General features: G+C 60.3%; 26 protein-coding genes and 4 tRNA genes. 9 read left to right on the top strand and 21 right to left on the bottom strand.

Features of this window, described 5'->3' with window-relative positions:
- Positions 1–27: 27 nt before the first annotated feature.
- The 5 genes from J1777_RS10655 to J1777_RS10635 all read right to left on the bottom strand — a co-directional run bounded on the left by J1777_RS10655 (position 28) and on the right by J1777_RS10635 (position 1,154).
- A tRNA-Thr gene (locus tag J1777_RS10655) sits at positions 28–102 on the bottom strand.
- A 25-nt stretch (positions 103–127) separates the two neighbouring features.
- Positions 128–201, bottom strand: a tRNA-Gly gene (locus J1777_RS10650).
- Positions 202–237: 36 nt separating this feature from the next.
- Positions 238–323, bottom strand: a tRNA-Tyr gene (locus J1777_RS10645).
- A gap of 45 nt (positions 324–368) precedes the next feature.
- Positions 369–444 (bottom strand) — tRNA-Arg (locus J1777_RS10640).
- A gap of 83 nt (positions 445–527) precedes the next feature.
- Positions 528–1,154: a TetR family transcriptional regulator gene (locus J1777_RS10635; RefSeq protein WP_207575679.1), complete on the bottom strand. Its 627-nt coding sequence runs from the start codon at positions 1,152–1,154 to the stop codon at positions 528–530.
- Between the two features lie 167 nt (positions 1,155–1,321).
- Between J1777_RS10635 and J1777_RS10630 the strand changes: the two genes are divergently transcribed.
- The 4 genes from J1777_RS10630 to J1777_RS10615 all read left to right on the top strand — a co-directional run bounded on the left by J1777_RS10630 (position 1,322) and on the right by J1777_RS10615 (position 7,867).
- Entirely contained in the window at positions 1,322–2,545 is a 1,224-nt protein-coding gene (locus J1777_RS10630; RefSeq protein WP_207575678.1) for an efflux RND transporter periplasmic adaptor subunit, read from the top strand.
- Positions 2,546–2,557: 12 nt separating this feature from the next.
- Positions 2,558–5,719, top strand: coding sequence for an efflux RND transporter permease subunit (locus tag J1777_RS10625; RefSeq protein WP_207575677.1), 3,162 nt, complete (start codon positions 2,558–2,560; stop codon positions 5,717–5,719).
- Positions 5,712–7,163: an efflux transporter outer membrane subunit gene (locus tag J1777_RS10620; RefSeq protein WP_207575676.1), complete on the top strand. Its 1,452-nt coding sequence runs from the start codon at positions 5,712–5,714 to the stop codon at positions 7,161–7,163. The genes J1777_RS10625 and J1777_RS10620 overlap by 8 nt, the downstream gene beginning before the upstream one ends.
- A 212-nt stretch (positions 7,164–7,375) precedes the next feature.
- Complete coding sequence (locus J1777_RS10615; protein WP_207575675.1) at positions 7,376–7,867, top strand: c-type cytochrome; 492 nt, start codon at positions 7,376–7,378, stop codon at positions 7,865–7,867.
- Positions 7,868–7,935: 68 nt separating this feature from the next.
- Here the strand turns inward: J1777_RS10615 and J1777_RS10610 are convergent, their stop codons facing one another.
- The 10 genes from J1777_RS10610 to J1777_RS10565 all read right to left on the bottom strand — a co-directional run bounded on the left by J1777_RS10610 (position 7,936) and on the right by J1777_RS10565 (position 15,814).
- Positions 7,936–8,475 carry a DUF2946 family protein gene (locus J1777_RS10610; RefSeq protein WP_207575674.1) on the bottom strand — a complete coding sequence of 180 codons (540 nt, stop codon included), beginning with the start codon at positions 8,473–8,475 and terminating at the stop codon, positions 7,936–7,938.
- A 155-nt stretch (positions 8,476–8,630) separates the two neighbouring features.
- Complete coding sequence (locus J1777_RS10605) at positions 8,631–9,047, bottom strand: F0F1 ATP synthase subunit epsilon (protein WP_207575673.1); 417 nt, start codon at positions 9,045–9,047, stop codon at positions 8,631–8,633.
- 85 nt (positions 9,048–9,132) lie between these two features.
- On the bottom strand, positions 9,133–10,566 hold the full coding sequence (gene atpD, locus J1777_RS10600; RefSeq protein WP_207575672.1) for a F0F1 ATP synthase subunit beta: 1,434 nt from the start codon (positions 10,564–10,566) through the stop codon (positions 9,133–9,135).
- A gap of 34 nt (positions 10,567–10,600) precedes the next feature.
- On the bottom strand, positions 10,601–11,470 hold the full coding sequence (gene atpG, locus J1777_RS10595; protein WP_207575671.1) for a F0F1 ATP synthase subunit gamma: 870 nt from the start codon (positions 11,468–11,470) through the stop codon (positions 10,601–10,603).
- Between the two features lie 18 nt (positions 11,471–11,488).
- Complete coding sequence (gene atpA / locus J1777_RS10590) at positions 11,489–13,048, bottom strand: F0F1 ATP synthase subunit alpha (protein WP_207575670.1); 1,560 nt, start codon at positions 13,046–13,048, stop codon at positions 11,489–11,491.
- A 55-nt stretch (positions 13,049–13,103) separates the two neighbouring features.
- Positions 13,104–13,640, bottom strand: coding sequence for a F0F1 ATP synthase subunit delta (locus J1777_RS10585; RefSeq protein WP_207575669.1), 537 nt, complete (start codon positions 13,638–13,640; stop codon positions 13,104–13,106).
- A gap of 12 nt (positions 13,641–13,652) precedes the next feature.
- Positions 13,653–14,123: a F0F1 ATP synthase subunit B gene (locus J1777_RS10580; RefSeq protein WP_207575668.1), complete on the bottom strand. Its 471-nt coding sequence runs from the start codon at positions 14,121–14,123 to the stop codon at positions 13,653–13,655.
- A 36-nt stretch (positions 14,124–14,159) separates the two neighbouring features.
- Positions 14,160–14,408, bottom strand: a complete 249-nt coding sequence (gene atpE / locus J1777_RS10575; protein WP_091458130.1) for a F0F1 ATP synthase subunit C — start codon at positions 14,406–14,408, stop codon at positions 14,160–14,162.
- Between the two features lie 53 nt (positions 14,409–14,461).
- Complete coding sequence (gene atpB, locus J1777_RS10570; RefSeq protein WP_207575667.1) at positions 14,462–15,325, bottom strand: F0F1 ATP synthase subunit A; 864 nt, start codon at positions 15,323–15,325, stop codon at positions 14,462–14,464.
- A gap of 15 nt (positions 15,326–15,340) precedes the next feature.
- Positions 15,341–15,814 (bottom strand): ATP synthase subunit I, encoded by a 474-nt coding sequence (locus J1777_RS10565; protein WP_207575666.1) that lies wholly within the window; start codon positions 15,812–15,814, stop codon positions 15,341–15,343.
- A gap of 208 nt (positions 15,815–16,022) precedes the next feature.
- On the opposite strand from J1777_RS10565, the gene J1777_RS10560 reads away from it, so the two are divergent.
- Positions 16,023–16,313, top strand: a complete 291-nt coding sequence (locus J1777_RS10560; protein WP_207575665.1) for a YbeD family protein — start codon at positions 16,023–16,025, stop codon at positions 16,311–16,313.
- Positions 16,313–17,026: a lipoyl(octanoyl) transferase LipB gene (lipB, locus tag J1777_RS10555; RefSeq protein WP_207575664.1), complete on the top strand. Its 714-nt coding sequence runs from the start codon at positions 16,313–16,315 to the stop codon at positions 17,024–17,026. Before J1777_RS10560 ends, lipB begins: the two co-directional genes overlap by 1 nt.
- A 147-nt stretch (positions 17,027–17,173) precedes the next feature.
- Here the strand turns inward: lipB and secF are convergent, their stop codons facing one another.
- The 3 genes from secF to yajC are packed head-to-tail and all read right to left on the bottom strand — an operon-like array spanning position 17,174 to position 20,464.
- Positions 17,174–18,124, bottom strand: a complete 951-nt coding sequence (gene secF / locus J1777_RS10550) for a protein translocase subunit SecF (RefSeq protein WP_207575663.1) — start codon at positions 18,122–18,124, stop codon at positions 17,174–17,176.
- A gap of 11 nt (positions 18,125–18,135) precedes the next feature.
- Positions 18,136–20,079 carry a protein translocase subunit SecD gene (secD, locus tag J1777_RS10545; protein WP_207575662.1) on the bottom strand — a complete coding sequence of 648 codons (1,944 nt, stop codon included), beginning with the start codon at positions 20,077–20,079 and terminating at the stop codon, positions 18,136–18,138.
- A gap of 58 nt (positions 20,080–20,137) precedes the next feature.
- The gene (gene yajC, locus J1777_RS10540) at positions 20,138–20,464 is read right to left on the bottom strand and encodes a preprotein translocase subunit YajC (protein ID WP_207575661.1); all 327 of its coding nucleotides are present in this window, start codon (positions 20,462–20,464) and stop codon (positions 20,138–20,140) included.
- 311 nt (positions 20,465–20,775) lie between these two features.
- Between yajC and J1777_RS10535 the strand changes: the two genes are divergently transcribed.
- Positions 20,776–21,450: a response regulator gene (locus J1777_RS10535; protein ID WP_207575660.1), complete on the top strand. Its 675-nt coding sequence runs from the start codon at positions 20,776–20,778 to the stop codon at positions 21,448–21,450.
- Here J1777_RS10535 and J1777_RS10530 read toward each other — a convergent pair whose 3' ends face one another.
- From J1777_RS10530 to J1777_RS10520, 3 genes are all read right to left on the bottom strand, one after another.
- Positions 21,451–21,936: an FKBP-type peptidyl-prolyl cis-trans isomerase gene (locus J1777_RS10530; RefSeq protein WP_207575659.1), complete on the bottom strand. Its 486-nt coding sequence runs from the start codon at positions 21,934–21,936 to the stop codon at positions 21,451–21,453.
- A gap of 77 nt (positions 21,937–22,013) precedes the next feature.
- Positions 22,014–23,078, bottom strand: a complete 1,065-nt coding sequence (locus J1777_RS10525; protein WP_207575658.1) for a pirin family protein — start codon at positions 23,076–23,078, stop codon at positions 22,014–22,016.
- Positions 23,079–23,375: 297 nt separating this feature from the next.
- Positions 23,376–23,927 carry a DUF1439 domain-containing protein gene (locus J1777_RS10520; RefSeq protein ID WP_207575657.1) on the bottom strand — a complete coding sequence of 184 codons (552 nt, stop codon included), beginning with the start codon at positions 23,925–23,927 and terminating at the stop codon, positions 23,376–23,378.
- A 222-nt stretch (positions 23,928–24,149) separates the two neighbouring features.
- On the opposite strand from J1777_RS10520, the gene J1777_RS10515 reads away from it, so the two are divergent.
- Both J1777_RS10515 and J1777_RS10510 read left to right on the top strand, forming a co-directional pair.
- Positions 24,150–24,833 (top strand): ProQ/FINO family protein, encoded by a 684-nt coding sequence (locus J1777_RS10515; RefSeq protein WP_207575656.1) that lies wholly within the window; start codon positions 24,150–24,152, stop codon positions 24,831–24,833.
- Positions 24,834–25,072: 239 nt separating this feature from the next.
- Complete coding sequence (locus J1777_RS10510) at positions 25,073–25,786, top strand: MOSC domain-containing protein (protein ID WP_207575655.1); 714 nt, start codon at positions 25,073–25,075, stop codon at positions 25,784–25,786.
- Positions 25,787–25,805: the final 19 nt, after the last annotated feature.

Genomic DNA, 25,805 nt, shown 5'->3' with positions numbered 1-25,805 from the left:
AAATGCAGGCAACACCAGCACCGTACTTGGTGCCCATGGGCAGGATCGAACTGCCGACCTCTCCCTTACCAAGGGAGTGCTCTACCACTGAGCCACATGGGCAAGACGCTTTACAGCGCACTCACTCTGGAGCGGGAGACGGGAATCGAACCCGCGTCATCAGCTTGGAAGGCTGGGGTTCTACCATTGAACTACTCCCGCATAACAAACGCCACAAAGTGGCGCTTGTTAAATATATGGTGGAGGAGGCTGGATTCGAACCAGCGTAGGCGTAAGCCAACAGATTTACAGTCTGCCCCCTTTAGCCACTCGGGCACTCCTCCGGGAAAGTCTTCGATTGTAGCAGATTTTTTTATGATTTTTTTACTTGGCGCGGCTGGCGGGGATCGAACCCACGACCCTTGGCTTCGGAGGCCAATACTCTATCCACTGAGCTACAGCCGCTTTAGCGCCGCTGCGCAAAATAAGCAAAAAAATCTGCAAGCTGCAATTGTAGCGTGATTTTTAGAATTTTTTCAGCTTTAGCATCATTTTTCAGCCGACAAACCCAAGCTTTGCAAATAAAACCGTGCAAGTTGCTGAGTTTCCTCGCACAGCGAGCCTTGCCCGCCACGCAGCAGCCACGCATGCAAGAGCCCGTCAAACAGCGCTTGCAACCCCTTGGCAGCCAGTCCCACAGGCAGCGGCAGCGGCTGGGCACAGGCTTGCTGGGCGGCCAGCAAATCTTGCTCCAGCAGTGCAATGCAGCGATCGACACCCCGTACCCAGCGCTGCTGCACGGCCGCCAAGTCACCGACATGTTCGACTTTGAACATGGCCAGCTCAAACACCCGGCGCACGCGGGCATCTTCGGAAACCACCTGTGCAATCAAGGCAAAGCGCTCCAGGATTCTGGTGATGGGCGCTGTCTTTGCTGCAGCACCATCCAGGAGCAGCCCTTGCTCGATGGGCAGTGTGACGCGCTGGAGCATGGCATCGAAAAGATCTAGTTTGTCTTTAAAGTGCCAATACACCGCCCCACGGGTCAAGCCCGCGCACTGCGCCACATCCGCCAGCGAGGCACCCGACACGCCGCGCTCATAAAACACCTGCTCGGCCGCATCCAGCAGCCGCCCCCGGGTTATCTCTGCATCTTCTTTAGTTTTGCGCGCCATTACACTCGTGTCCTCTCTTTATAAATACCCCTTGGTGTGCAGGGTTAGTACAAAATTTTACTAAAATACCTATTTTATACATTCATGGATATATGTAATTAATCCCTGGGAATTCAATTGCAAAATTGAGGCTCCGTCTTTTCTGCTCGCCCCAACAACAATTCATCATGCGTACTCACCCCCGCCTTTCATCCTCTTGGGCTTTGCGCCCACTGCTGCCCCTGGCCGTGGTCAGCGCCCTGACACTGGCCGCTTGTGGAGAGCACAATGCCGCCCCGCAAAAGCCCGCCGGGGGGGCTGCCCCCCAGGTGCCGGTTGGCGTGGTGACGGCCACGCCGGCAGAGGTGGGGCTGCTGACCGAATTGCCGGGCCGCGTTGAGGCCTCACGGGTCGCCGAAATTCGCGCCCGCAGTGCGGGCATTTTGCAAAAGCGCTTGTTCACTGAAGGCTCGGACGTGAAGGCCAATCAGGTCTTATTTGAAATAGATGCAGCACCTTACGCAGCTGCGGTGCAGAGTGCACAAGCTAATCTTGCTCAAGCACAAGCGAATGCTGCGCAAGCAGCTATACAGTTTGAGCGTTTCCAGGCCTTGATTGATACCAATGCGATCAGCAAGCAAGACTTTGACAACGCCAAAGCCAGCCATTTACAGGCCCAGGCCCAGGTCAAAGCCGCGCAGGCCAGTGTGCGCACGGCGCAAATCAACTTGGGTTACACCAAGGTGACGGCCCCGATTGCCGGCCGCATTGGCCGGGCATTGGTCACGGAAGGGGCGTTGGTCGGGCAAGGGGAAGCCACCGCCTTGGCAGTGGTGCAGCAAATCGATCCGCTGTTTGTCAATTTCACCCAATCGGCCAGCGATGCTTTTGCGCTGCGCAAAGCCATCCAGGCCGGTCAGCTGCAAAACCCCGGAAAACAGGCTGGTGCCGTGCATATCGTGCTGGACGATGGCAGCCTGTATGAGCACACGGGCCAATTGCTCTTTGCGGACCTGAGTGTGGATGCCAGCACCGGGCAGGTCACGCTGCGTGCTGAGGTGCCCAATCCGAACGGTTTGTTGCTGCCCGGCCAGTATGTGCGCATTCGACTGGAGCAGGCCCAGGTGGCCAATGCGATTGCGCTGCCCCAACAGGCCGTCACACGCACCGAACAAGGCGATATGGTGACGGTGGTCAGCCCCGAGGGCGCAACCTCACCACGCAAAGTGCAGGTGCGCCACGCCGATGGCAATCGCTGGCTGGTGGAGGACGGTTTGGCAGCGGGTGAGCAGGTGATGGTCGATGGCTTCCAAAAGCTGCAAATGCTGCCACCGGGCACCCCCGTCAAAGCCGTGCCCTGGCAAGCGCCTGGGGCCGCTGCGGCGCCATCTACTGCTGCTGCAGCGCAATAAGTCGAGGGCAACATGGCACGATTTTTTATTGACCGCCCCATTTTTGCCTGGGTGCTGGCACTGTTCATCAGCGTTTTGGGCTTGGTGGCCATCCAGCAACTTCCGATTGCCCAATACCCGCCTGTGGCCCCGCCCAGCGTGGTGATTAGCGCCGCCTATCCGGGGGCCTCGGCCCAGACGCTGGAGGACAGCGTGCTGGCGGTGATTGAGCGCGAGATGAACGGCTCGCCCGGCATGATTTACATGGAGTCGGTCGCCCAGGCCAATGGCACCGGTTCGGTGACGATCAGTTTTCAGCCCGGCACCGATCCCGACCTGGCGCAGGTGGATGTACAAAACCGCCTGTCCCGCGCTACGCCACGCCTGCCCTCGGTGGTGACCCAGCAGGGGGTGCGGGTGGACCAAGCGCGCTCCAACTTTTTGCTCTTTACCATTTTGTCCTCGTCCAACCCGGACATCGACACGGCCGCCTTGAGTGACTACGCCGCGCGCAATATTCAGCCTGAGCTGCAGCGTATTCCGGGCATTGGGCAGGTGCAGCTGTTTGGCTCCGAGCGGGCCATGCGCATCTGGATCGATCCCGTCAAGCTAACCGGCTTTGCCCTGACCCCCGCCGATGTCAATGCCGCCATCCGCGCCCAAAACGCCCAGGTGGCCAGCGGTGCCATTGGCGATTTGCCCAACCTCACCGGGCAAGGCATTACCGCTACCGTGGTGGTCAATGGCCAGCTCAGCACGGTGGAGCAATTTGGCAACATCACCCTGCGGGCCAACCCCGATGGTTCGACGGTGCGCCTCAAAGACGTGGCCCGCATCGAGCTGGGCAGCCAGGCCTATGCCACCTCGGCCCGGCTGAACGGCACAGCCGGGGTGGGCATGGGTGTGCAGCTCACACCCGATGGCAACGCCTTGCAGGCGGCCAAAGATATCCACGCCAAGCTCGAAGAGTTGAAAAAATTCTTTCCTGAAGGCGTTGAAGCCACCATCCCCTACGACAGCTCCACCTTTGTGGACATCTCCATCACCCAGGTGGTAAAGACCTTGATCGAAGCCATCGTGCTGGTCTTCCTGGTGATGTACCTGTTCCTGCAAAACTGGCGCTACACCGTCATCCCCACCCTGGTGGTGCCGATTGCCCTGCTGGGTACCTTTGCCGTGCTGCTGGCTCTGGGCTTTTCCATCAACGTGCTGACCATGTTCGGCATGGTGCTGGTGATTGGCATTGTGGTGGATGATGCGATTGTGGTGGTCGAGAACGTCGAGCGCATCATGAGCGAAGAGGGTTTGCCGCCGCTGGAGGCCTCGCGTAAGGCGATGCGCCAAATCTCGGGGGCCATCATTGGCGTGACCGTGGTGCTGGTGTCGGTGTTTGTGCCGCTGGCGTTTTTCTCGGGCGCTACGGGCAATATTTACCGCCAGTTCTCGGCGGTCATGGTCGCCTCGATCTCGTTCTCGGCGTTTATGGCGCTGACCCTCACGCCCGCGCTGTGCGCCACCTTGCTCAAGCCGGTTGAAGCGGGCCACCACCACGAAAAGAAAGGCTTTTTCGGCTGGTTCAACCGCAGCTTCAACCGCACTTCCAAACGCTACCAAGGCCTGGTGGCCCGCACCCTGCGCGGTGCCGGGCGCACACTGATCATTTACGGGGCCATTGCCGCGGCGGCCGCCGTGATTTACCAGCGCCTGCCCACCTCTTTTCTGCCCTCCGAAGACCAGGGCTACATCATTGTGAACGTGCAACTGCCTCCCGGTGCCACCCAAGAGCGCACCTTGGCCGTGATGGAGCAAATCGAAGGCTTTGCGCTTAAGCAAGAGGAAGTGGCCAACATGGTCAGCGTGCTGGGCTTTAGCTTCTCAGGCCAAGGGCAGAACATGGGCCTGGCCTTTGTGCCCCTGAAACACTGGGACGAGCGCACAGGCGCTGCGCATTCTGCCGATGCCCTGGCCGGTCGCATCATGGGGGCCATGGCCGGGGTGCGCGATGCTTTTATCTTCGCCCTGAACCCGCCGCCCATCCCTGAGCTGGGCAACGCCACCGGCTTTACCTTCCGCCTGCAAGACCGCAATGGCGCAGGCCACGATGCCTTGGTCAATGCCCGCAACCAGCTGCTGGGCATGGCCATGCAAAGCAAGGTGCTGGCCCAGGTGCGCCCCGATGGTCTGGAGGATGCACCGCAGCTGCAAATCGACATTGACCGCGACAAAGCCAATGCGCTGGGCGTGGGCTTTGATGCCATCAATAGCGCCCTGTCCACCGCCCTGGGCTCCAGCTATGTGAACGACTTCCCCAACCAAGGGCGCATGCAGCGCGTGGTCGTGCAAGCCGAAGCCACCGGCCGCATGCAAGGCGATGACCTGCTGGCCATGCATGTGCGCAACGCCCAAGGCCAGGCCCTGCCGCTGTCCACCTTTGCCAGCACGCGCTGGATCAAAGGGGCCCAGCAAACCGTGCGCTACAACGGCTACCCGGCCATGCGCATTGCCGGCGGTGCCGCCCCGGGCTTTAGCACCGGCGATGCCATGGCCGAAATGGAGCGCCTGGCGGCGCAACTGCCCCCCGGCTTTGGCTACGAGTGGACCGGCCAGTCGCGCGAAGAAAAACTCGCCGGCTCCCAGGCCCTGGTGCTCTACGGCTTTGCCGTGCTGGCGGTCTTTTTGTGCCTGGCAGCGTTGTATGAAAGCTGGTCGATTCCCCTGGCGGTGATCTTGGTCGTGCCCCTGGGCGTGCTGGGTGTGCTGCTGGCGATTTTGCTGCGCGGCTATACCAACGACGTGTACTTCCAGGTGGGCTTGATCACGGTCATTGGCCTGTCAGCGAAAAACGCTATTTTGATTATCGAATTTGCCAAGGACTTGCAAGCCCAGGGCAAAAGCGTTGCCGCAGCGGCGCTGCAGGCGGCCCAGCTGCGCTTTCGCCCTATCGTCATGACCTCGATGGCCTTTGGCCTGGGCGTAGTGCCCCTGGTACTGGCCAGCGGCGCGGGCGCAGCCAGCCAGCGGGCCATTGGCACCGGGGTGCTGGGTGGGGTGATCACTGGCACCGTCTTGGCCGTGATTTTTGTGCCGGTCTTCTTTGTTGTCGTGCGCACCGTGTTCAAAGGCAGCGCCCGCCAGCAAGAAATGAACCGCCGCCATGCTTTAGAAGCCGGAATTGGACCGCAAACCGATGACTAACCATTTTGTACTCACCACCCTCGCCGCTGCCAGCACGCTGCTGGCCGGCTGCTCGCTCATCCCCGCGTACGAACGCCCAGCCGCCCCGGTGGCACCGCACTACGCTGGTGCGGCTGATGCCGCTGCGGCCAAGCCAAGCGAGTCGGCCACGGCTGTGGCACTGCAGTGGAGCCGCTACTTCACCGATGCCCAGTTGCAAGAACTCATCGGCATCGCCTTGGCCAACAACCGCGACCTGCGCGTGGCCGCCTTGAATCTGGACAAAGCGCAGGCGCAATTCCAGATTCAGCGCTCAGCCTTGGCCCCGCAGCTGGCCGCCCAGGGCAGCGCCACCCGGGGCAATAACCAAAACACGGGCGAATTGGGCAATACTTTTATAGCTGGAGTCACAGTGCCAGCTTGGGAATTAGACTTTTTTGGCCGAATTCGCAGCTTAAAGAGTGCGGCACTAGCTCAGTATTTTGCAACTGACGAAGCACGCCAAGCCTACGAACTGGCCCTGGTGGCCAGCGTGGCCCAAGGTTGGCTGACGCTGCTGGCCGATGAGGAGCTGCTGGAGCTGTCCAGCCGCACCCTGGCCACGCGCCAAGAATCCATGCGCCTGACCCAGCTGCGCTTTGACACCGGCATCAGCTCTGAGCTGGACCTGCGCCAGGCCCAATCCCTGGTCGAGGCGGCCCGCGTCACCACCGCCCAGCAAAAGCGCCAACGCGCCGAGCACGAAAACGCCCTGGTGCTGCTGCTGGGCCAAGAGCTGCCCGCCAGCGCACGCAGCGCACTGCAAACCACACGGCTGGCCACGATCGCGCCCATGGCCGACATTCCGGCGGGCCTGCCCTCCGACCTGCTCACCCACCGCCCCGACATTCGCCAAGCCGAGCAGCAACTGCTCTCGGCCAATGCCAATATCGGCGCAGCCCGGGCGGCGTTCTTCCCCAGCATTTCGCTCACCGGCCAATACGGCAGCGTCAGCCCCGAACTGTCTGACCTGTTTAAATCGGGCACCTGGGGCTTTAACGCCGGGGCCAGCATCAACCTGCCCATCTTTACCGCCGGGCGCAACTTGGCCAATTTGCGCGTTGCCAAAGCAGACCGCGAAATTGCCGTGGCGCAGTACGAAAAAGCCATTCAAGTGGGCTTCAAAGAAGTCTCCGACGCCCTGGCCGGACGCAGCACCCTGGGCGAACAAGCCCAGGCACAAGCAGCCCAAACCGCTGCCGAACGCCGCCGCTTTGAACTGGCCGACCTGCGCTACCGCAACGGCGTGGCCAGCTACCTCGACTTGCTCGATGCCCAGCGCGCGCTGTTCGCCCTGGAGCAAGCCGACGTGCAAACCCGCTTGCTGCAGCAGATCAACCAAATTCAGCTCTATAAAGCCTTGGGCGGCGGCTGGAACACCCCCTCCACCGCCCACCCCAGCCGCAACCATCCACCACAAGGCTAAGCAACGTCGGGGCGATGTGCGTGCAGCACACCAAGCCCTTGCCGTGCATGGGGGTCACGGCACGACTTGAGCCACAGCAACAAAACCCCTATGGATATAATGCCTTCTTTGTTTTTCAGCCCTTCCCCATCACCGGGATCACCCACTTGCGCCCGCTGACGCCACCCGCTTGGGTGATGGGGTGATACCTTTTTCCCCGTCTTGAGAACGCCATGAACGCGCCCCAAAAAAACGCCGGTTCTTCCTCTTCGAAAACTTTTTTTCTGCTGGCCATCATTGCCGGCTTGGGCCTGAGTGCGGCCTTGGTCAATATTGGAGCCCCTTCGGGCAGCGTCCCCAGCACGACCAGTGACCTGGCCAAAGCCCAGCGCTTGCAAAAAGTGGGCTCGGTGACGCTAAAAACGGTACAAAAAGACCGCCCCCTGGCCACCGGGGAAGAGGTTTACAAAGCCCAATGCGCAGCCTGCCACGCTGCGGGCATCTCCGGTGCCCCGATCTTTGGCAATGCCGATGCCTGGGGCCCGCGCCTGGGCCAAGGGTTTGAAGCGCTGGTGCAATCGGTGCTGCATGGCAAAGGGGCCATGAGTGCGCAAAGCGGCGGGCAATTTACCGACTTTGAAATCTCCCGCGCCGTGGCCTATGTCGCCAATGCGGGCGGTGGCAAGTTTGTTGATCCGCAAGCCCCGGCTGCAGAAGAAAAATAAAAGTACGCTCAAGGCACAACGAAAAACAGGCTGGGGCATACCCAGCCTGTTTTTTTACGCCCGGCGACTCACTCTGCGCCCACAGGGGCTTGCAGCTGCGGGCTGCGCACAAAGCCAAACTGTTGCGGCAAACCGGCCCAGGCCACGGTTTGCGGGGCGGGCCAACGCCCCTGCTCCAGCAACTCAGCGGCCAGCCACATATCCTGGGTATGCACCAGGCCCAGACCCGCGGCACTGACCGCGTAGAGCAAGCCGTTTTCATCGACCAGGCACTGCTGGGGCTGCGCACAGGCACCCGTAGGGCTGTGTACCTGGCCATCGGCCTGCACCCGCCACACCAGCGGGGTGTTTTCTAACTCGACAAACACCCGCTGCGGGCCATTTTGAAAAAACCAGCACCCTTGCGCATCGGCTGCGTAGTTGCGCTCAATAAAGCCAATCAGCTGGGTGTGCTCCAAGCGGGAGCCTTTGCTGTGCGCAAAATCGCCGGCGGCTTGCGCCGCCAAATCACGCAGCCACCACTGGCCGCGCTGGTCCAGCCCCAGCCAGCCATAGCAGTGCGGCACATTGGGCCACTTGCGCATGGCTTGTTCTACGATGGCATCCATTACCGACTCCTATAAAAATAGCTCTTTGCGCTGATTTATTAAGTGTTTTAGCTGCTTTTATCACTCAAGCCCAGCATCAGCAAGCGGCACATGCTCTTTTTTTAGGTATAAAAAAACCACCCGAAGGTGGTTTTCTTGCTGGTTCCATGGTGCGCTTAGCGCTGGCCACGGAAGCGGCGCACTGCGGCCAGCTGGGCCGCCAGCACCGACAGTTCCGACTGGGCACGGGCCAAGTCCATGTCGTTTTTGGCATTTTTCAATGCTTCTTCAGCCGCAGCCTGGGCTTCTTTGGCTTTTTGCTCGTCCAGGTCTTTGCCGCGAATGGCGGTGTCCGACAGGACGGTGACGCAATTGGGCTGCACTTCCAGAATGCCACCGGCCACGAAGACGAACTCTTCGCTGCCATCGGCCTTCTCGATACGCACCGAGCCGGGCTTGATACGGGTGATCAGCGGGGTGTGCTTAGGCAAAATGCCCAACTCGCCAGACTCGCCGGGCAAGGCCACAAAACGTGCGGCACCCGAGAAGATGGACTCTTCGGCACTGACCACATCAACGTGGATGGTGTTCATCGTGGGCTCTCCTTAGAAAAAGCGAAACAAGGGGGAACAGCAAGGGCAGCGGAATAAAAATGTTTTCATTCCGCTACCAAGCTGCTTAGGCCGCCAGTTTCTTGGCCTTCTCAAAGGCTTCGTCGATGGTACCGACCATGTAGAACGCCTGCTCGGGCAGGTGGTCGCACTCGCCAGCCACAATCATCTTGAAGCCGCGAATGGTTTCTGCCAAGGGCACGTACTTGCCAGGGGCACCGGTAAACACTTCGGCCACGTGGAAAGGCTGCGACAGGAAACGCTGGATCTTACGGGCGCGGGCCACCGTCAGCTTGTCTTCCGGTGCCAGTTCGTCCATGCCCAGAATGGCGATGATGTCGCGCAGCTCTTTGTAGCGCTGCAGCGTGCCCTGCACGGAGCGGGCCACGCTGTAGTGCTCTTCGCCCACCACTTGGGGGTCGAGCTGGCGGCTGGTCGAGTCCAGCGGATCCACAGCGGGGTAGATACCCAGGGCGGCGATGTCACGCGACAGCACCACGGTGGAGTCCAAGTGGGCAAAGGTCGTGGCAGGCGAAGGGTCGGTCAAGTCGTCGGCCGGCACGTACACGGCCTGGATCGACGTGATCGAACCCACCTTGGTCGAGGTAATGCGCTCTTGCAGCTTGCCCATTTCTTCGGCCAGCGTAGGCTGGTAGCCCACCGCCGAAGGCATACGGCCCAGCAAAGCGGACACTTCGGTACCGGCCAGGGTGTAACGGTAGATGTTGTCCACAAAGAACAACACGTCACGGCCTTCATCACGGAAGGCTTCAGCCATGGTCAGACCGGTCAGGGCCACGCGCAAACGGTTGCCTGGCGGCTCGTTCATCTGGCCATACACCATGGCCACTTTGGATTCACCCAAGTTGGCCTGGTTGACCACACCGGCATCGCTCATCTCGTGGTAGAAGTCGTTGCCCTCACGAGTACGCTCACCCACGCCAGCAAACACGGACAGACCCGAGTGCGCCTTGGCGATGTTGTTGATCAACTCCATCATGTTCACGGTCTTGCCCACACCGGCACCACCGAACAGGCCCACCTTGCCGCCCTTGGCGAAGGGGCAGACCAAGTCAATCACCTTGATACCAGTTTCCAGCAGCTCTTGCGAGGGCGACAGTTCGTCGTACGCAGGCGCTTTGCGGTGGATCGAGGCGGTCAGCGCCTGATCGACGGGGCCACGCTCGTCGATGGGGTTGCCCAGCACGTCCATGATGCGGCCCAGGGTGGACTTACCCACAGGCACGGTAATGGGGTTACCGGTATTGGTGACCATCAGGCCACGCTTCAAACCGTCCGAAGAACCCAGGGCAATGGTACGCACCACGCCGTCGCCCAGCTGTTGCTGCACTTCCAGGGTCAGGGCCGAGCCCTCGAGTTTCAAGGCGTCGTACACCTTGGGCATCTGGTTGCGCGGGAACTCTACGTCCACCACAGCGCCGATACACTGAACAATCTTGCCCTGAACGCCTGCGTTCACTTGGGTGTTCTCTTGAGCCATTTCGTTTGCTCCAATTTCTTTACTGTTAAAGCGGTTACACAGCGGCAGCGCCGGCGACGATTTCCGACAACTCGGTGGTAATCGCGGCTTGGCGCGTCTTGTTGTAGACGAGCTTTAACTCATTGATGACGTTGCCCGCGTTGTCCGTTGCCGCTTTCATGGCCACCATGCGTGCCGATTGCTCGCTGGCCATGTTTTCGGCAACCGCTTGGTAGACCAGGGATTCGACATAGCGCACCAGCAGATCGTCAATGACAGTCTGCGCGTCCGGTTCGTAGATGTACTCCCACGATGCGCCCGTTTTATTGGCCTGCATTTGTTCGTTGGACAGGGGCAGCAGCTGCTCGACCACCGACTCTTGCTTCATGGTGTTGATGAACTTGGTGTAGCACAGGTACACCGCATTCAACTTGCCTTCTGCGTACTGATCGAGCAGTGATTTCACTGGCCCAATCAGTTTGTCTAAGTGGGGCTGATCGCCCAAACCGGTGACTTGCGCGACCACTTTCACGCCCGAGCGGTTCAAAAACCCCAGGCCTTTGTTGCCAATGGCCACAGCTTCGACCGCAACGCCTGCACCTTGCAAATCACGCACCTTGTTGATGACGACGCGCAGCACGTTGGTATTCAAACCACCGCACAGGCCTTTGTCCGTGGTAACCACGATGACACCGGCCTTTTTCGCGTCGCCGTTCACTTGCATGAACGGGTGCGTGTATTCAGGATTGGCTTCGCCCAGGTGGGCGGCAATGTTGCGGACCTTTTCGCTGTAGGGGCGAGCCGCCAGCATCCGCTCCTGCGCTTTGCGCATTTTGGATGCAGCCACCATTTCCATGGCTTTGGTGATCTTCTTGGTGTTTTCCACCGATTTGATCTGGCTGCGAATTTCCTTACCTACTGCCATAAGGCCTCCTCGTCCGGATTAAGCGAACGACTTCTTGAACGCAGCAATGGCAGCGGTCAATTCGGCTTCGTCCTTGCCTTCTTTGTCGAAGGCGCGGTTGGCGTTCAGGCGGTCAAGCAAAGCGGCGTGGCTGGTTTTCAGGAACTGGTGCAAACCAGCTTCGAAGGCCAACACCTGCTTGACATCCACATCGTCCATATAGCCCTTGTTCACTGCGAACAGGGTTACGCCCATGACGGCGGTGGACAGGGGCGAGTACTGGGCTTGCTTGAGCAATTCAGTCACGCGGGCACCACGATCGAGCTGCTTGCGCGTGGCATCGTCCAGGTCCGAGGCAAACTGGGCAAAAGCCGCCAATTCACGGTACTGGGCCAAGTCGGTACGGATACCGCCAGACAGGCCTTTGATCAGCTTGGTCTGAGCGGCACCACCCACGCGGGACACCGAGATACCGGCGTTGATAGCGGGACGGATACCGGCGTTGAACAGGCTGGTTTCCAAGAAAATCTGGCCGTCGGTAATCGAAATCACGTTGGTCGGTACGAAAGCCGAAACGTCACCCGCTTGGGTTTCGATAATGGGCAAGGCGGTCAGCGAGCCGGTTTTGCCTTTGACTTCGCCGTTGGTGAAAGCTTCGACGTAGTCGGCATTCACGCGGGCAGCGCGCTCCAGCAGGCGGCTGTGGAGATAGAACACGTCGCCAGGGAAGGCTTCACGGCCTGGTGGGCGGCGCAGCAGCAGCGACACTTGGCGGTAAGCCACCGCTTGTTTGGAGAGGTCGTCGTACACGATCAGGGCGTCTTCACCGCGATCGCGGAAGTATTCGCCCATGGTGCAGCCCGAGTAGGCCGACACGTACTGCATGGCAGCCGAGTCCGAAGCCGTAGCCGCCACCACGATGGTGTAGTCCATGGCACCGGCTTGTTCCAGCGCACGCACCACGTTCTTGATCGACGAAGCTTTTTGACCAATGGCCACGTACACGCAGGTCACGCCTTGGCCTTTTTGGTTGATGATGGCATCAATGGCCACGGCCGTTTTACCGGTCTGGCGGTCACCAATGATCAACTCACGCTGACCACGGCCAATCGGCACCATCGAGTCAATCGACTTGATACCGGTTTGCAGCGGCTGGTCCACCGACTGGCGAGCGATCACGCCAGGGGCGACTTTTTCGATAACGTCGGTCATCTTGGCGTTGATCGGGCCTTTGCCGTCAATCGGCTGACCCAGAGCGTTCACCACGCGGCCAATCAGCTCAGGGCCGACGGGCACTTCCAAGATGCGGCCGGTGCATTTAACAACATCACCTTCGGAGATGTGCTCGTAAGCGCCCAAAATCACGGCACCCACGGAATCACGCTCCAAGTTCAACGCCAGCCCAAACGAGGGTTGGCCATTGGCATCAGCCGGGAATTCGAGCATCTCGCCCTGCATCACATCAGACAAGCCGTGCACGCGCACGATACCGTCGGTCACCGACACCACAGTGCCTTGATTACGGATATCGCTGCCAGCTTCCAGCCCCTCGATGCGGCTCTTAATCAGTTCAGAAATTTCTGCGGGATTGAGTTGCATGACTCTTTCCTTCTTCCTTTAAGTTAGCCCAGTCCTTACACACGATGCATTTGCATTACGCGGTAAGGGCCGCTTTCATTTGTTCCAAACGAGCTTTGACGGAGGTGTCTAGCACCTCATCGCCTACGACAACGCGCACGCCACCGATCAAGCTCTCATCGACCTTGACCGACAGATTCAGCTTGCGTGCAAAGCGCTTTTCCAGCACACCGGCCAAGTCGGCCAGCGCTGCTTCATCCATCGGGAAGGCGCTGTACACGACGGCATCCGAAGTGCCGCTGCGTTGATTGACAAGCCCACGAAACTGCACTGCCATTTCGGGCAAGGCATCGAGGCGGCCATTTTCTAGTACGACACGCAAGAAATTGCGTGCCGCATCGGGCAATGCCGAGCGGGCGACACCCGTGATGACACCCAGCACTTGCTCTGGAGTCACTTTAGGGTTGTCGGCCAGCTGGCGCAATTGCGGATCGGCGGCAATCGCCGCCAATTCGTCCACCCAAGCGACAGTACCTTTCAGGTCTGCGCTTTGCGCGCAGGCTTTGAACAAGGCTTCCGCGTAAGGGCGGGCAATGGTGGCGAGTTCTGCCATGGTTGCTCTTCCTTACAGCTCTGTCTTCAGGCGGCTGAGCAAATCAGCATGGGCGCCAGCATTGACTTCCTTGCGCAGGATTTGCTCGGCACCTTTTACGGCCAGTGCGGCCACTTGCTCACGCAGGGCTTCACGGGCGGCAATGGCTTGCTGCTCAGCTTCGGCGCGGGCAGCGGCAACAATTTTGTTGCCTTCCTCTGTCGCACGTGCTTTGGCTTCTTCAACGATGGCCTGGGCGCGACGATCGGCGTCCGCAAGGCGCGAAGCTGTTTCGTTGCGTGCCTGGCCCAATTCCTGCTCTACGCGCTGGTTGGCAGCACGCAGTTCGGATTTGGCTTTGTCAGCAGCAGCGAGGCCATCGGCGATTTTCTGGGCTCGCTCATCCAGTGCTTTCGCGATCGGGGGCCACACGAATGTCATCGTGAACCACACCAAGATCAGGAAAACAATGGCCTGAACGAACAGGGTCGCGTTAATACTCACGGCAACACCTTTCTATTCTTCGGCGTTGATGGGAGCTTAGGCCAGGACGAAGGGGTTGGCAAAAGCGAACAGCAGGGCGATAGCGACACCAATCAGGAAAGCAGCGTCGATCAGACCGGCCAAAATAAACATTTTGGTTTGCAGCTCGTTGATCAGTTCAGGCTGGCGAGCAGAAGCCTCCAGGAACTTGCCGCCCATCAGAGCGATACCGATCGAAGCGCCAATCGCGCCCAAACCAACGATCAGACCACAGGCCAGAGCAACGAGACCGAGAATGTTTTCCATGATGACTCCTAGAGATGAAAGAAAGGTTGAAAAGTTAAAGGGAAAGCGAAGGTTTAGTGAGCTTCATGCGCTTGGCCGAGGTAAATCAGCGTCAGCATCATGAAAATGAAGGCTTGCAGGGTGATGATCAAAATATGGAAAATCGCCCAAATCGTGCCTGCAATGATGTGCCCCACGGGGAGCAACACGCCAGAGAGCGACATCGCCGCCGCGCCACCCATCAGGGCAATCAGACAGAACACCAACTCACCAGCGTACATGTTGCCAAACAGTCGCATCCCGTGCGATACCGTTTTAGCAACGTATTCAATGATCTGCATGGCAAAGTTCACCACGCCTAAGATAACGGCAAATACAGGGTTTTTGCTGGTGCCAAAGGGGGCGGTAACCAGCTCATGCGCCCAGCCGCCCATGCCTTTGATCTTGACGCTGTACACAAAGCACAGAATCAGCACTGCCGAGGACAGACCCAGCGTGGTCGAAAGATCGGCCGTGGGCACGACACGCAAGTAGGCATGGGAGTCACCCAGGGCCGTCTGCCACAGCACGGGCAGCAGATCGACGGGCAACATGTCCATGGCGTTCATCGCAAAAATCCAGACAAACACGGTCAGTGCCAGCGGTGCAATGAATTTACGGCTTTGGGCATTGTGGATGTTGGCTTTGGCTTGGTTATCCACCATCTCCACCAGCATTTCTACAGCGGCTTGGAAACGCCCGGGTACGCCAGAGGTGGCCTTGCGGGCACCGAGCCACAGCAGGAACACTGCCAGGGCACCCGTCAGGATACCAACCACAATGGAGTCAATGTTTACCACCGAAAAATCGATGATGCTCTTCTGCTTGATGTTTTGCAGATGTTGCAAGTGGTGAACAATGTATTCACTTGCGGTGGGGGCGTGTGCATCAGCAGCCATCGTACAACTCTTCCCTCAAATATCAGTGGTTTTAGGAGCACTGGCCCGCCCTGTGAACAAGGCCAGCCAATAAGTTTTCATTACCAAGACCAAACCGGCCAGCAGCGCCAACCAGTTCAGATCGCTTACCAAGCGCGGAGCCGCTGCCAACATGGCAATGCACAGCACCAGCTTCACCAATTCCCAGCCAAAAAGCCGCGCAATAGCTGCACCGGCATGAGTGGCTTGGCGCCCGAGGGCCCGGGCAAAAACCACTGTCGGGAGCAAAATTGCCAACCCGCCGTAGCCTGCCGAGCGCCCTGCCGCTGCACCTGCAATCAGCCAAGCAACCAAAGCAACCAGCAACGTTACCACGCACTGGCTAGCAATCAAACGACCCACCGATAATTGGGGGTTACGCTGACGCCACGCTTGCGCCTCTTGCGCATTTAAGGGCTTGAATTGTGACTGTTGAGCCTCAAATTCCGAATCCTGAGTCCATTGATCCATGGTGTTGAACTGTCCTCAGTGCAGTTGGAACTTTTTACAAAATCCTCTGATTATACGTAGAAACCCCGGCAGGTTGGGGCCATTATTGGCCGCTGGTACGTGTTTCTACCCAATACTCACCCCGTTGGGGGGCTGTTCAACGCCAGGCCAGCCATGCTGCCAAGCACGGCACTGGCCAGGCCCCCTGTTTTGATTCAAAGAATTTCTTATGCCTGCTACAGAGACTGCTGCCCATCTGCGCAAGGACTCGTTGATCGAGTACCCCAGCCTTTTCCCCATCAAAGTCATGGGGTTGCATACCGAGGATTTGGTCCACACTGTGCACCAAATTGCAAAACAGTTTGACCCTTTTTACGATGAAAAAACCGTCGAATTGCGCCCCAGCAGCGGTGGGAAATATTTGGGTGTAACCATTACCGTCACGGCCACCAGCCGCGAACAATTGGACAACTTGTACCTCGCCCTCACGGGCCACCCCAGCGTCAAAGTGGTGCTCTGATGCAAGCCAGCGCTCCTGCCGCCCTGGACATTCGCTTTCTTGGCCGGGTGGATTACGCCTGCGCCGTCGCTGCCATGCAAAGCATGACGGCAGCGCGTGGGCCGCACACGCCCGATGCGCTGTGGCTGTGCGAGCACCCACCCACCTTTACCCAAGGGCTGGCCGGCAAGGCCGAGCATGTGCTGACTGCAGGCAGCATTCCCGTGGTGGCCACCAACCGGGGCGGGCAGGTGACGTACCACGGCCCTGGGCAGGTGGTGGCCTACCCTTTGCTTGATTTTCAACGCCGGGGGTACTTTGTGAAAGAGTATGTCCACCGCCTCGAAGAGGCCACGATCCGCACCCTGGCGCACTTTGGCATTACGGGCCACCGCGTGGCCGGTGCCCCCGGCATTTATGTGCGCCTGGACGATCCAGCCAGCCATGCCGCGTTGCCCCAACGCCCCCAGCGGCGCTTACCGGGCAGCGCCGCGCCGCAGCCTGATTTCACCGGCCTGGGCAAGATCGCGGCACTGGGCATCAAGGTCAGCCGCCACTGCAGCTACCACGGTTTGGCACTGAACGTGGCGATGGATTTGGAGCCTTTCCAGCGCATCCATCCCTGCGGTTATTTGGATTTGACCACGGTCGATATGCGCCGCTGTGGCGTGGCAACAGATTGGGCAGACGTGGCGGTGGTACTGGCCCAGCAGCTGCAAGCTTTATTAAATTAATAGCTGCTTGCGCTTTATTTGCATTGATTAACTACTGTTTTAATCAAAATTTGCGATAAATAAAGCGCAACCAGCTATCAATAAAAAACCCCTGCACCGCTTAAGGTGCAGGGGTTTTTGATGGAAGAAGGCGTTCTTGGCGCGTTGTTAAACCACGGCCCCTGCGTTGGGGTCGTTGGGATCGTGGCTTTCTTTCTTGGTTTTGACCAAATCCTCGCGCTTGACACCCAGCCACATGACCAGGGCCGAGCCGACAAAGATGGACGAGTAAATCCCAAACACGATGCCAATCGTCAGCGCCAGCGCAAAGTAGTGCAGGCTGGGGCCACCGAAGAAGAGCATGGCCAGCACCACCGCCTCGGTCGAGGCGTGGGTGATGATGGTGCGGCTCATGGTGGAGGTGATGGCGTGGTCGATCACGTCCGGGGTGCTGATGTTGCGCGTCTTGCGGAATTTTTCGCGGATGCGGTCGAACACCACCACCGATTCGTTCACCGAGTAGCCCAGCACGGCCAGCACACCGGCCAGCACGGACAGCGAAAACTCCCACTGGAAGAAGGCAAAAAAGCCCAGGATGATGACCACGTCGTGAAAGTTGGCGAACGCAGCGGACACGCCAAACTTCCATTCAAAGCGAAACGCCAGGTAGATGATGATGCCCAGCATCACCACGCCCAGCGCCAGCAGGCCGTTGGTCATGAGCTCCTCGCCCACCTGCGGGCCGACGAATTCGGTGCGGCGCAGCTCCACCCCGGCATCCTGGGCACGCAGTGCGGTGAGGACTTGCTCGCTTTGCTGGGCGGAGGTGACCCCTTTTTGCACCGGCAGGCGGATCATCACATCGCGGGCGGTGCCAAAGTTTTGCACCACCACGTCGCGGTAGCCCAGGCTGCCCACGGTGTCGCGCACCTTGGGCAGGTCGGCCGCCTGGGTGTAGGACACCTCCATGACGGTGCCGCCGGTGAACTCCACCGACAGGTGCAGTCCGCGCGTCACCAGGAAGAACACGGCCAGGACGAAGGTCAGGATCGAAATCACGTTGAAAATCAACGCGTATTTCATGAAGGGAATGTCTTTGCGGATGCGGAAAAACTCCATCTCATCCTCCTTTAGGGTTGGTCGGTCTTTGCCGGGGACTGCAGCGGCGAGGTGGCTATCGAGGCCAGCGATGCGCCGGTGGGGGCGGTATCCGCCTCCGGCTCTGGCTTCCAGACTTGGCCGATGGACAGGCTCTTGAGCTTTTTCTTGCCGCCGTACCACAGGTTCACCAGGCCGCGCGAGAAGAACACCGCCGAGAACATGCTGGTGGCAATGCCGATGCTGTGCACCACGGCAAAGCCGCGCACCACGCCCGAGCCAAAGGCCAGCAGGGCCAGACCGACGATCAGCGTCGTCAAGTTGGAGTCCAGGATGGTGGCCCAAGCGCGGTCGTAACCGGCGTGGATGGCTTGCTGGGGCGACATACCCGCACGCAGCTCTTCGCGAATGCGCTCGTTGATGAGCACGTTGGAGTCAATGGCCACGCCAATGGCCAGCGCCATGGCGGCAATGCCGGGCAGGGTCAAGGTGGCTTGCAGCATGGACAGCACCGCCATCAAGAGCAACACGTTTACGCCCAAAGCGATGGTGGAGAACACGCCAAACAGCGCGTAGTACGCGCACATGAAGACGGCAATGGCCACCATGCCCCAGACCACAGAGTCAATGCCGCGCTGGATGTTATCGGCGCCCAGGCTGGGGCCGATGGTGTATTCCTCAATGATGTCCATGGGTGCGGCCAGCGAACCTGCACGCAGCAGCAGCGCGGTGTCGCTGGCTTCTTGCGCCGTCATGCGGCCCGAGATTTGCACCCGGCCGCCGCCGATTTCGCTGCGGATGACCGGGGCGGTGACCACTTCGCCCTTGCCTTTTTCAAACAAGATGATGGCCATGCGCTTGCCAATGCTCTCGCGCGTGATGTCTTTGAAAACGCGCGCGCCTTTGGCATCGAGCACCAGGTTCACGGTGGGCTCTTGCGTTTGGCTGTCAAAACCGGGCTGGGCATCGGTCAGGTTCTCACCGGTCAGGATGACCTGCTTGTACACGATCACGGCCTGGCCGTTGCGGTCCAGGTAGCGCTCGGCACCAAAGGGCACCGGCGCGGTGCCCAGTTCAGCGGCGCGGCCTTCGGAGGATTCATCCACCATGCGCAGCTCCAGCGTGGCGGTGCGGCCCAAGATGTCTTTGGCCTTGGCGGTGTCCTGCACGCCGGGCAATTGCACCACGATGCGATCCAGGCCTTGTTGCTGGATCACCGGCTCGGCCACGCCCAGCTCGTTGATGCGGTTGTGCAGGGTAGTGATGTTTTGCTTGAGCGCCTGCTCCTGCACTTTGCGCAGGGCTTCGGGCTTGATGCTGGCGCGGATGCGCTGCTCGCTGCCACTGCCCAGCACCTGGGCTTGCAGGTCGGGCAGTTGGTCGGTGATCAGGTTGCGGGTGGCGGTGATGTCGGCCTCGTTGCGCAAACGGATTTCTACGGTTTGCCCATCCCGGGTGATGCCGCCATGGCGGATGCCCTTGTCCCGCAGCATGGTGCGCAAGTCACCCGCCAGAGATTCTGTCTTTTTGGTCAGCGCAGCGTCCATGTCCACCTGCAGCATGAAGTGCACGCCACCGCGCAGGTCCAGCCCCAGGTACATGGGTTGGGCCCCCAGGGCCGAGAGCCAGGCGGGGGTGCGCGGCACCAGGTTCAGCGCCACGATAAACATCGGGTCGGTGGGGTCGGTGATGAGCGCTTTTTCAATGGCATCTTTGGCCTTGAGCTGCTCGTCGGGCGTGGCGAACCGGGCGCGAACCGAGTTGCCTTCCAGCCCCAGGGTGTCGGGCGTTACGCCGGCCGCTTGCAAGGCCGCTTCCACCTGTTTCAAGGTGGTCAGATCAACTTTGAGGGTGGCTTTGGCCGAGGACACCTGCACGGCAGGGGCCTCGCCAAAAAAATTGGGCAGGGTGAAGATCACCCCAATCAGCAACGCTATCCCTAAGATAGCGTACTTCCAGAATGGATAACGATTCATAACGGCGCGAGGGTCAAGGCCTGCAGTGCGCTGCAGAACAGCGCCCCTGCAGCCGGGATTATTTCAAAGAGCCTTTGGGCAAGACTTGCGTCACGGCTTGGCGCTGCACTTGCACTTTCACGCCGCTGGCAATTTCGATAAACAGGTGCTGCTCGTCCAGATCGGCCACACGGCCCAGCAAGCCACCGGCGGTGACCACTTCATCCCCTTTGGCCAGCGCCTCCACCATGGCACGGTGCTCTTTTTGGCGTTTCATTTGTGGCCGAATCATGATGAAGTACAGGGCCACAAACATCAGCGCCAGCGGCAAAAACTGGCCCAGCTGGCTCATGATGTCGCCACCGGCAGCGGGGGCAGTTTGGGCAAAAGCAGAAGAAATAAACACAAAAGACTCCACAAAAAAAGAGGGGGGGTAACGGGCAAGACAGTGCCCTCAGCGGGCCAGCCCAAGGCTTTGCTACAAACCCTTCATTGTAGGGCCAGGCCTTTGGCGGCCAAAAAAATCAACGCTATCTAACGATAGCCCGTCATGCCAAACGCACAAAAACCAACAAGGGTTTGTACTAGGTTTTTTACGGAATGGCGCAGCACATTGAAAAATCTGGCCTGAAAGCTATTTTTCTCTGCAGGCAAGGCCAACACGGTGGCACCGATCCCCCTACACTTGCGCCCGCAATTTGTAAGGAGACGATAAGTATGCGCATTTTGATTGCCGAAGATGACCAAGTCCTGGCGGATGGCTTGCTGCGCAGCTTGCGAACCTCTGGCGCCGTGGTGGATCACGTGGCCAACGGCGCCGAGGCCGATACCGCCTTGGTCACGCACAACCATTTTGACCTGCTGATTTTGGATTTGGGCTTGCCGCGCATCCATGGGCTGGAGGTGTTGCGCCGCCTGCGCAGCCGTGGCGACAGCCTGCCGGTGCTGATTTTGACGGCCGCCGATGCCGTGGAAGAGCGCGTCAAAGGCCTCGACCTGGGGGCCGATGACTACATGGCCAAGCCCTTTAGCCTGCAAGAGCTGGAGGCGCGGGTGCGCGCCCTGGCCCGCCGGGGCATGGGCAACTCCACCAGCACCATCAAGCATGGCCCGCTGACCTACGACCAAGCAGGCCGCGTGGCCACCATTGACGGCAAGATGGTCGAGCTGTCCGCCCGCGAGCTGGGCCTGCTGGAGGTGCTGCTGCAGCGCGCAGGCCGCTTGGTCAGCAAAGAGCAATTGGTCGAGCGCCTGTGCGAGTGGGGCGAAGAGGTGAGCAACAACGCCATCGAGGTCTATATCCACCGCCTGCGCAAAAAGATTGAAAAAGGCCCCATCCGTATCGCCACGGTGCGGGGCCTGGGGTATTGCCTGGAAAAAATTCCGGGGTGATCAGTGGTGGTGCCCGTGGCCGCCATGCACGTGGCGGTGGGCGATTTCTTCGGCTGTGGCCGCACGCACCTCGGTCACGCTGGCGGTAAAGCGCAGGGCTTTGCCCGCCAAGGGGTGGTTGCCGTCCAGCAGTACCACGGGGCCTTTGATTTTCACGACGTTGTACACCTGCGGCTCGCCTTGGTCGTTGCTGCCGCGCAGCTGGCCGCCGACTTTCACGCCGGGGGGAAAGTCGCCTTTGGGGATGGTGCGCTTGAGGCTGTTGTCAATGGCACCAAAGGCATCTTCAACGGCCAGGTCCACGGTCACGCTGTCGCCCACGGTTTTTTCGGCCAGGGCCGCTTCCACTTTCGGAAAAATATTTTCATACCCGCCGTGCAGGTAGGCCATATGGCCTTTGTCCAGCAGTTTCAAGGCGCTGCCATTGGGCAGCAATTCATGCACGGTGTAGCGCAGGGTAACGGCGGTGTCTTGGGTAATTGGCATGGGATGGTGGGTGAAAACAAAACAAGGCGGCCATTGTCGCTGATGCCAGCGCTGGGCCACTGGGCCAAGGCCAGGGGTTAGGCCGCTGCTGGGGGGCACTCATCCTCGGTTTTTCCGGGGCGACGGGCAAAGCGCCGGGGCGTAGGGCCGTGTACGGGGGCGCTTTCTGGCCAGGGCCAGCCACCGAACTGGGTGCGGCGGTAGTCGCTGATGGCTTGGTGGATTTCGGCCTCGGTGTTCATCACAAAGGGGCCGTAGCGGGCCACGGGCTCGTCAATCGGCACGCCTTGCAGCAGCAGCAAGGCGGCGGTTTGCTGGCCAGTGTTGTGCAGTTGCACGGCGTGCTGGCTGTCTAATTGAAGAGCTGTTTGCGCTTGCTCTGCTTTGTTTTCAACACTTAAACCATCACCTTCATACCAATAAAGTACGCGTACAGCTTCTTTATTGGTAGCAGCAGGCAGCTGCCACTGCGCCCCAGGGGCCAGTTCGATGATCCACACGGCCACATCGCTGCCGGCTTGGGCGGCCCACGAGGCCGGTGGTGGCGGCAAGGGTGCTTCAGCCCCCGGCAAGGGGCCCGCGACCACGGTGACGGTGGTGGTGTGGCCGGCTGCGTCGTGGTGGTGCAGGCGGGGGATGGTCTCGTTCCAGTACATGGTGAAGTGGGCGGGGTCCATCTTGTGGCTGGCGGGCAGGTTCAGCCAGATTTGGAAGAGCTGCAGCGGGTTGGGCCGGTCGGTGTGCAGCAGAGGAAACATCTCTGTGTGCTGCACGCCGCTGCCCGCCGTCATCCACTGCACGTCGCCTTCGCCAAAGCGGGCCATGGCCCCGAGCGAGTCGGCGTGGTCGAGCATGCCCTGGCGCACCAGGGTGATGGTTTCAAACCCCCGGTGCGGGTGCACAGGGAAGCCCGGCACGGTGTGGCCGTGGTACATGTTCCAGCCGTCTTGGCCGCTGAAGTCATGGCCCAGATTGCGCCCGGCAAGCAAGGCCGCATCGGGGCCATACGCGCCATTGCCCTTTGGGTAGGCATCCAGATGGTGGGCACAGAATAAAAAGGGGTTCATGCACGGCCATTGGCTGCCCAGGGGCAGGCGGCGCAGGATGGGGGAGGAGGAGGAGGAGGAGGAGGAGGACGACATCAGCAAACCTTTCAAACCAGCACCAGCCCCAAAACACTGAGAACGTGTTCATGGTCTCGAATGAAGGTGTGGGGGATGCGGTTCGGGATGGGTTGCGAGGCGCAAACCACAGCAATAGCTTGGCTATTGCGAGGATTTGCAACGACGCAGACCGCCCGAAGCCGCACCCGCACACCCATGAGGAGATCGTGAACACGTTCTGAGGGCCGCGCGTGGTGAATAGTTGCAGCTTCAGCGCGGTTTTACTAGGGCCGCAATGCACAACACACTGTTGCCAGAAAAGCGCCGTGGGGTGCGTTAGGAGCTTACTGAATGCAAAGCGATGCGCAGACCATCGGCGTGCACCGTGATGTCGCCCACCGCCAGATGCAAGCGGCTCAGTTGCTGTTGCTGCTCAGCGCTCAAGGTGTACAGCGGCCAGTCTTGCAGCACGTGCTCGACCACATACGGGCCGTAGGCGCTGAACATTTGCGCCAACGCTTCGGGGGCTCCATCCAAGCGCATTTGCTGCACTTGCACCTGCTGGGCCTGTACGCTGGCGGTGGCCGCATCGAAGACCAGGGTGCAGCGCAGGCTGACCGCTCCGGTGTACACCTTGCCCAGCGCGGGGCCGGACAGCGCCGCTTGCAGCAGGGCCTCGATTTGCTGGGTTGGGGGGTGCAGGGTCAGCACCGGCTGGGCCAGACTCAATTGCAACAACCCCGCCAAGGGCAAGTCATGCGGAAAACGCCGCTGCAGGGCCGCCTCGATGGTTTCAGTGCCAATGAGCCACTGCGTGGGTACCGCCGGGCTGCAGGCGGCAAGCAAGGCCCCCAACGGCAGCACAGCAAGGAAAGAACGGCGTTGCATGACAACTCTTTTGTAAAAGGCAATGTGAAGCGATGGCAGAGTGCGCCGGGGCTTGCGGCCGGGGTTGGACCTGCAGGCCCTCCAAGATGTCGGCCAGTGTGTTTATTTCAAGGGGCTTTTGACCGATTAAGCCTGAAAAAATCGCGCTCACCCGCGCAAACAGCCTAATGCTGGCATCATCGCGGGCTTTGGTTTTTTCTTTGCAGCCTTGGCTGCCCGCCCATGACTGATACCACCGCTGCTGCTGCCTCGCCCGAGGCCTCGACCTTGCCCCCCGCCAACACGGCCGCCGTAAAGCGGGGCCCGCACCCCGTTTTGCTGCAATTGGCGCAGCTGTACCCGGCACTGTTTGGGGCCACCGTGCAGCCGCTCAAACGCGGCATTTTTCAAGACCTGCTGGCCGCCCATGGCGAGACGCTGGACAAAGCCGGGCTGAAAGTGGCCATGGCCATCCACACCCGCTCCACCCGCTACCTGCAGGCCGTGGCCAGCGGGGCGCAGCGCCATGATTTGCAAGGCAATGCGGTCGAACCCATGGCCCCCGAGCATGTTCTGCACGCCGTGCTGGAAGTGTTCAAACGCCGCAAACCCCGCCCCGGCGAGACGGTCGAAGAGCAGCAACAGCGCCTGCAACGGCGCATTGCCCAGCTCTTTATGGACAGTGGCCTGACGCGCGAAGCCTTTTTAGAGCGGGCCAACACCAAAGAGCCCAAGGCGCTGGAGACCATCACCGCCGCGCTGGACTACGCCGCCGAGCAAGATGCCCGCGCCGAAGCCGTGCAGCGCTCCTTTGCGGCCAGCGGCGCGGCCACCCCGGCCGCCTTTGCCCAGATGTACGGCATGCACCCCAAAGCCGTTGAGCGCCAACTGGCCCGCGCCGCGCAGCTGCAAAACCTGCAGTCTTAGAACGTGTTCACGCTCTGCGCGCGAAGGGGTGCGGGATGCGGATCGGGATGGGCTGCAAGGCGCAAACCACAGACATAGCCGTAGCTATGGCGAGGATTTGCAACGCCGCAGACCGCCCGAGGCCGCGACTGCACACCCGCGAGGAGAGCGTGAACACGTTCTGAAGCCACCCCCAACGCCACAACACCGCCCTGGGCGGTGTATGGTTTGCGCAGTTTGACTTTGCCCACTGCTGCGCTATGACTTCCACGCTTCTTGGCACCCTGCACACCGTTTTGCGGGGCCGCGCCCGCCCCTATGCCCGATTCGATGGCCGCCCCGGTGGCATGAGCGGCATCGACAAGCACCCTGTCACCGGCCCCATCACCCTCACCGCCCAGGGGCTGGAGGGCGATGAGCAGGGCGACCGCAGCGTACACGGCGGGCCGGACAAGGCCATCCACCACTACGCTTGGGAGCATTACGCCACCTGGCAAGCCGAACTGGGCGACCTGCCAGTGCTGCGCCAGCCGGGGGCGTTTGGCGAAAACTTTTCCACCACCGGCATGACCGAGGCCAGCCTGTGCTGGGGCGACCGTGTGCGTGTGGGCAGCTGCCTGCTGGAGCTGGCCCAAACCCGCCAGCCCTGCTGGAAGCTCAACACCCGCTTTGGCCACGCCCACATGGCCCGGCACGTGCAAACCACCGGGCGCACCGGCTGGTACTGGCGCGTGCTTGAAGGCGGGCAGGTGCAGGCGGGCGATGCGCTGTATTTGCTCGAACGCCCCCACCCCGATTGGCCACTCACCCGCGTGCTGCAAGTGCTCTACCACCAGTGCTTGGACAGCACCAGCCTGCACGCCCTGGCGCAATTGAACCTCCCCCCGTCCTGGCAGCGCCTGGTGCAGGGACGGCTGCAGCGCCTGCAGGTCGAGGACTGGGACAAGCGCCTAGAGGGTGCGCACGATGCATGAGGCCCACCCCCCAATGACC

It is taken from the genome of Comamonas denitrificans, assembly GCF_017368815.1.
In the GTDB taxonomy this organism is placed as follows: Bacteria; Pseudomonadota; Gammaproteobacteria; order Burkholderiales; family Burkholderiaceae_C; genus Comamonas; species Comamonas denitrificans.
The sequence above is the reverse complement of the archived record's forward strand: the minus strand, read 5'-3'. Positions and strand labels throughout refer to the sequence as shown.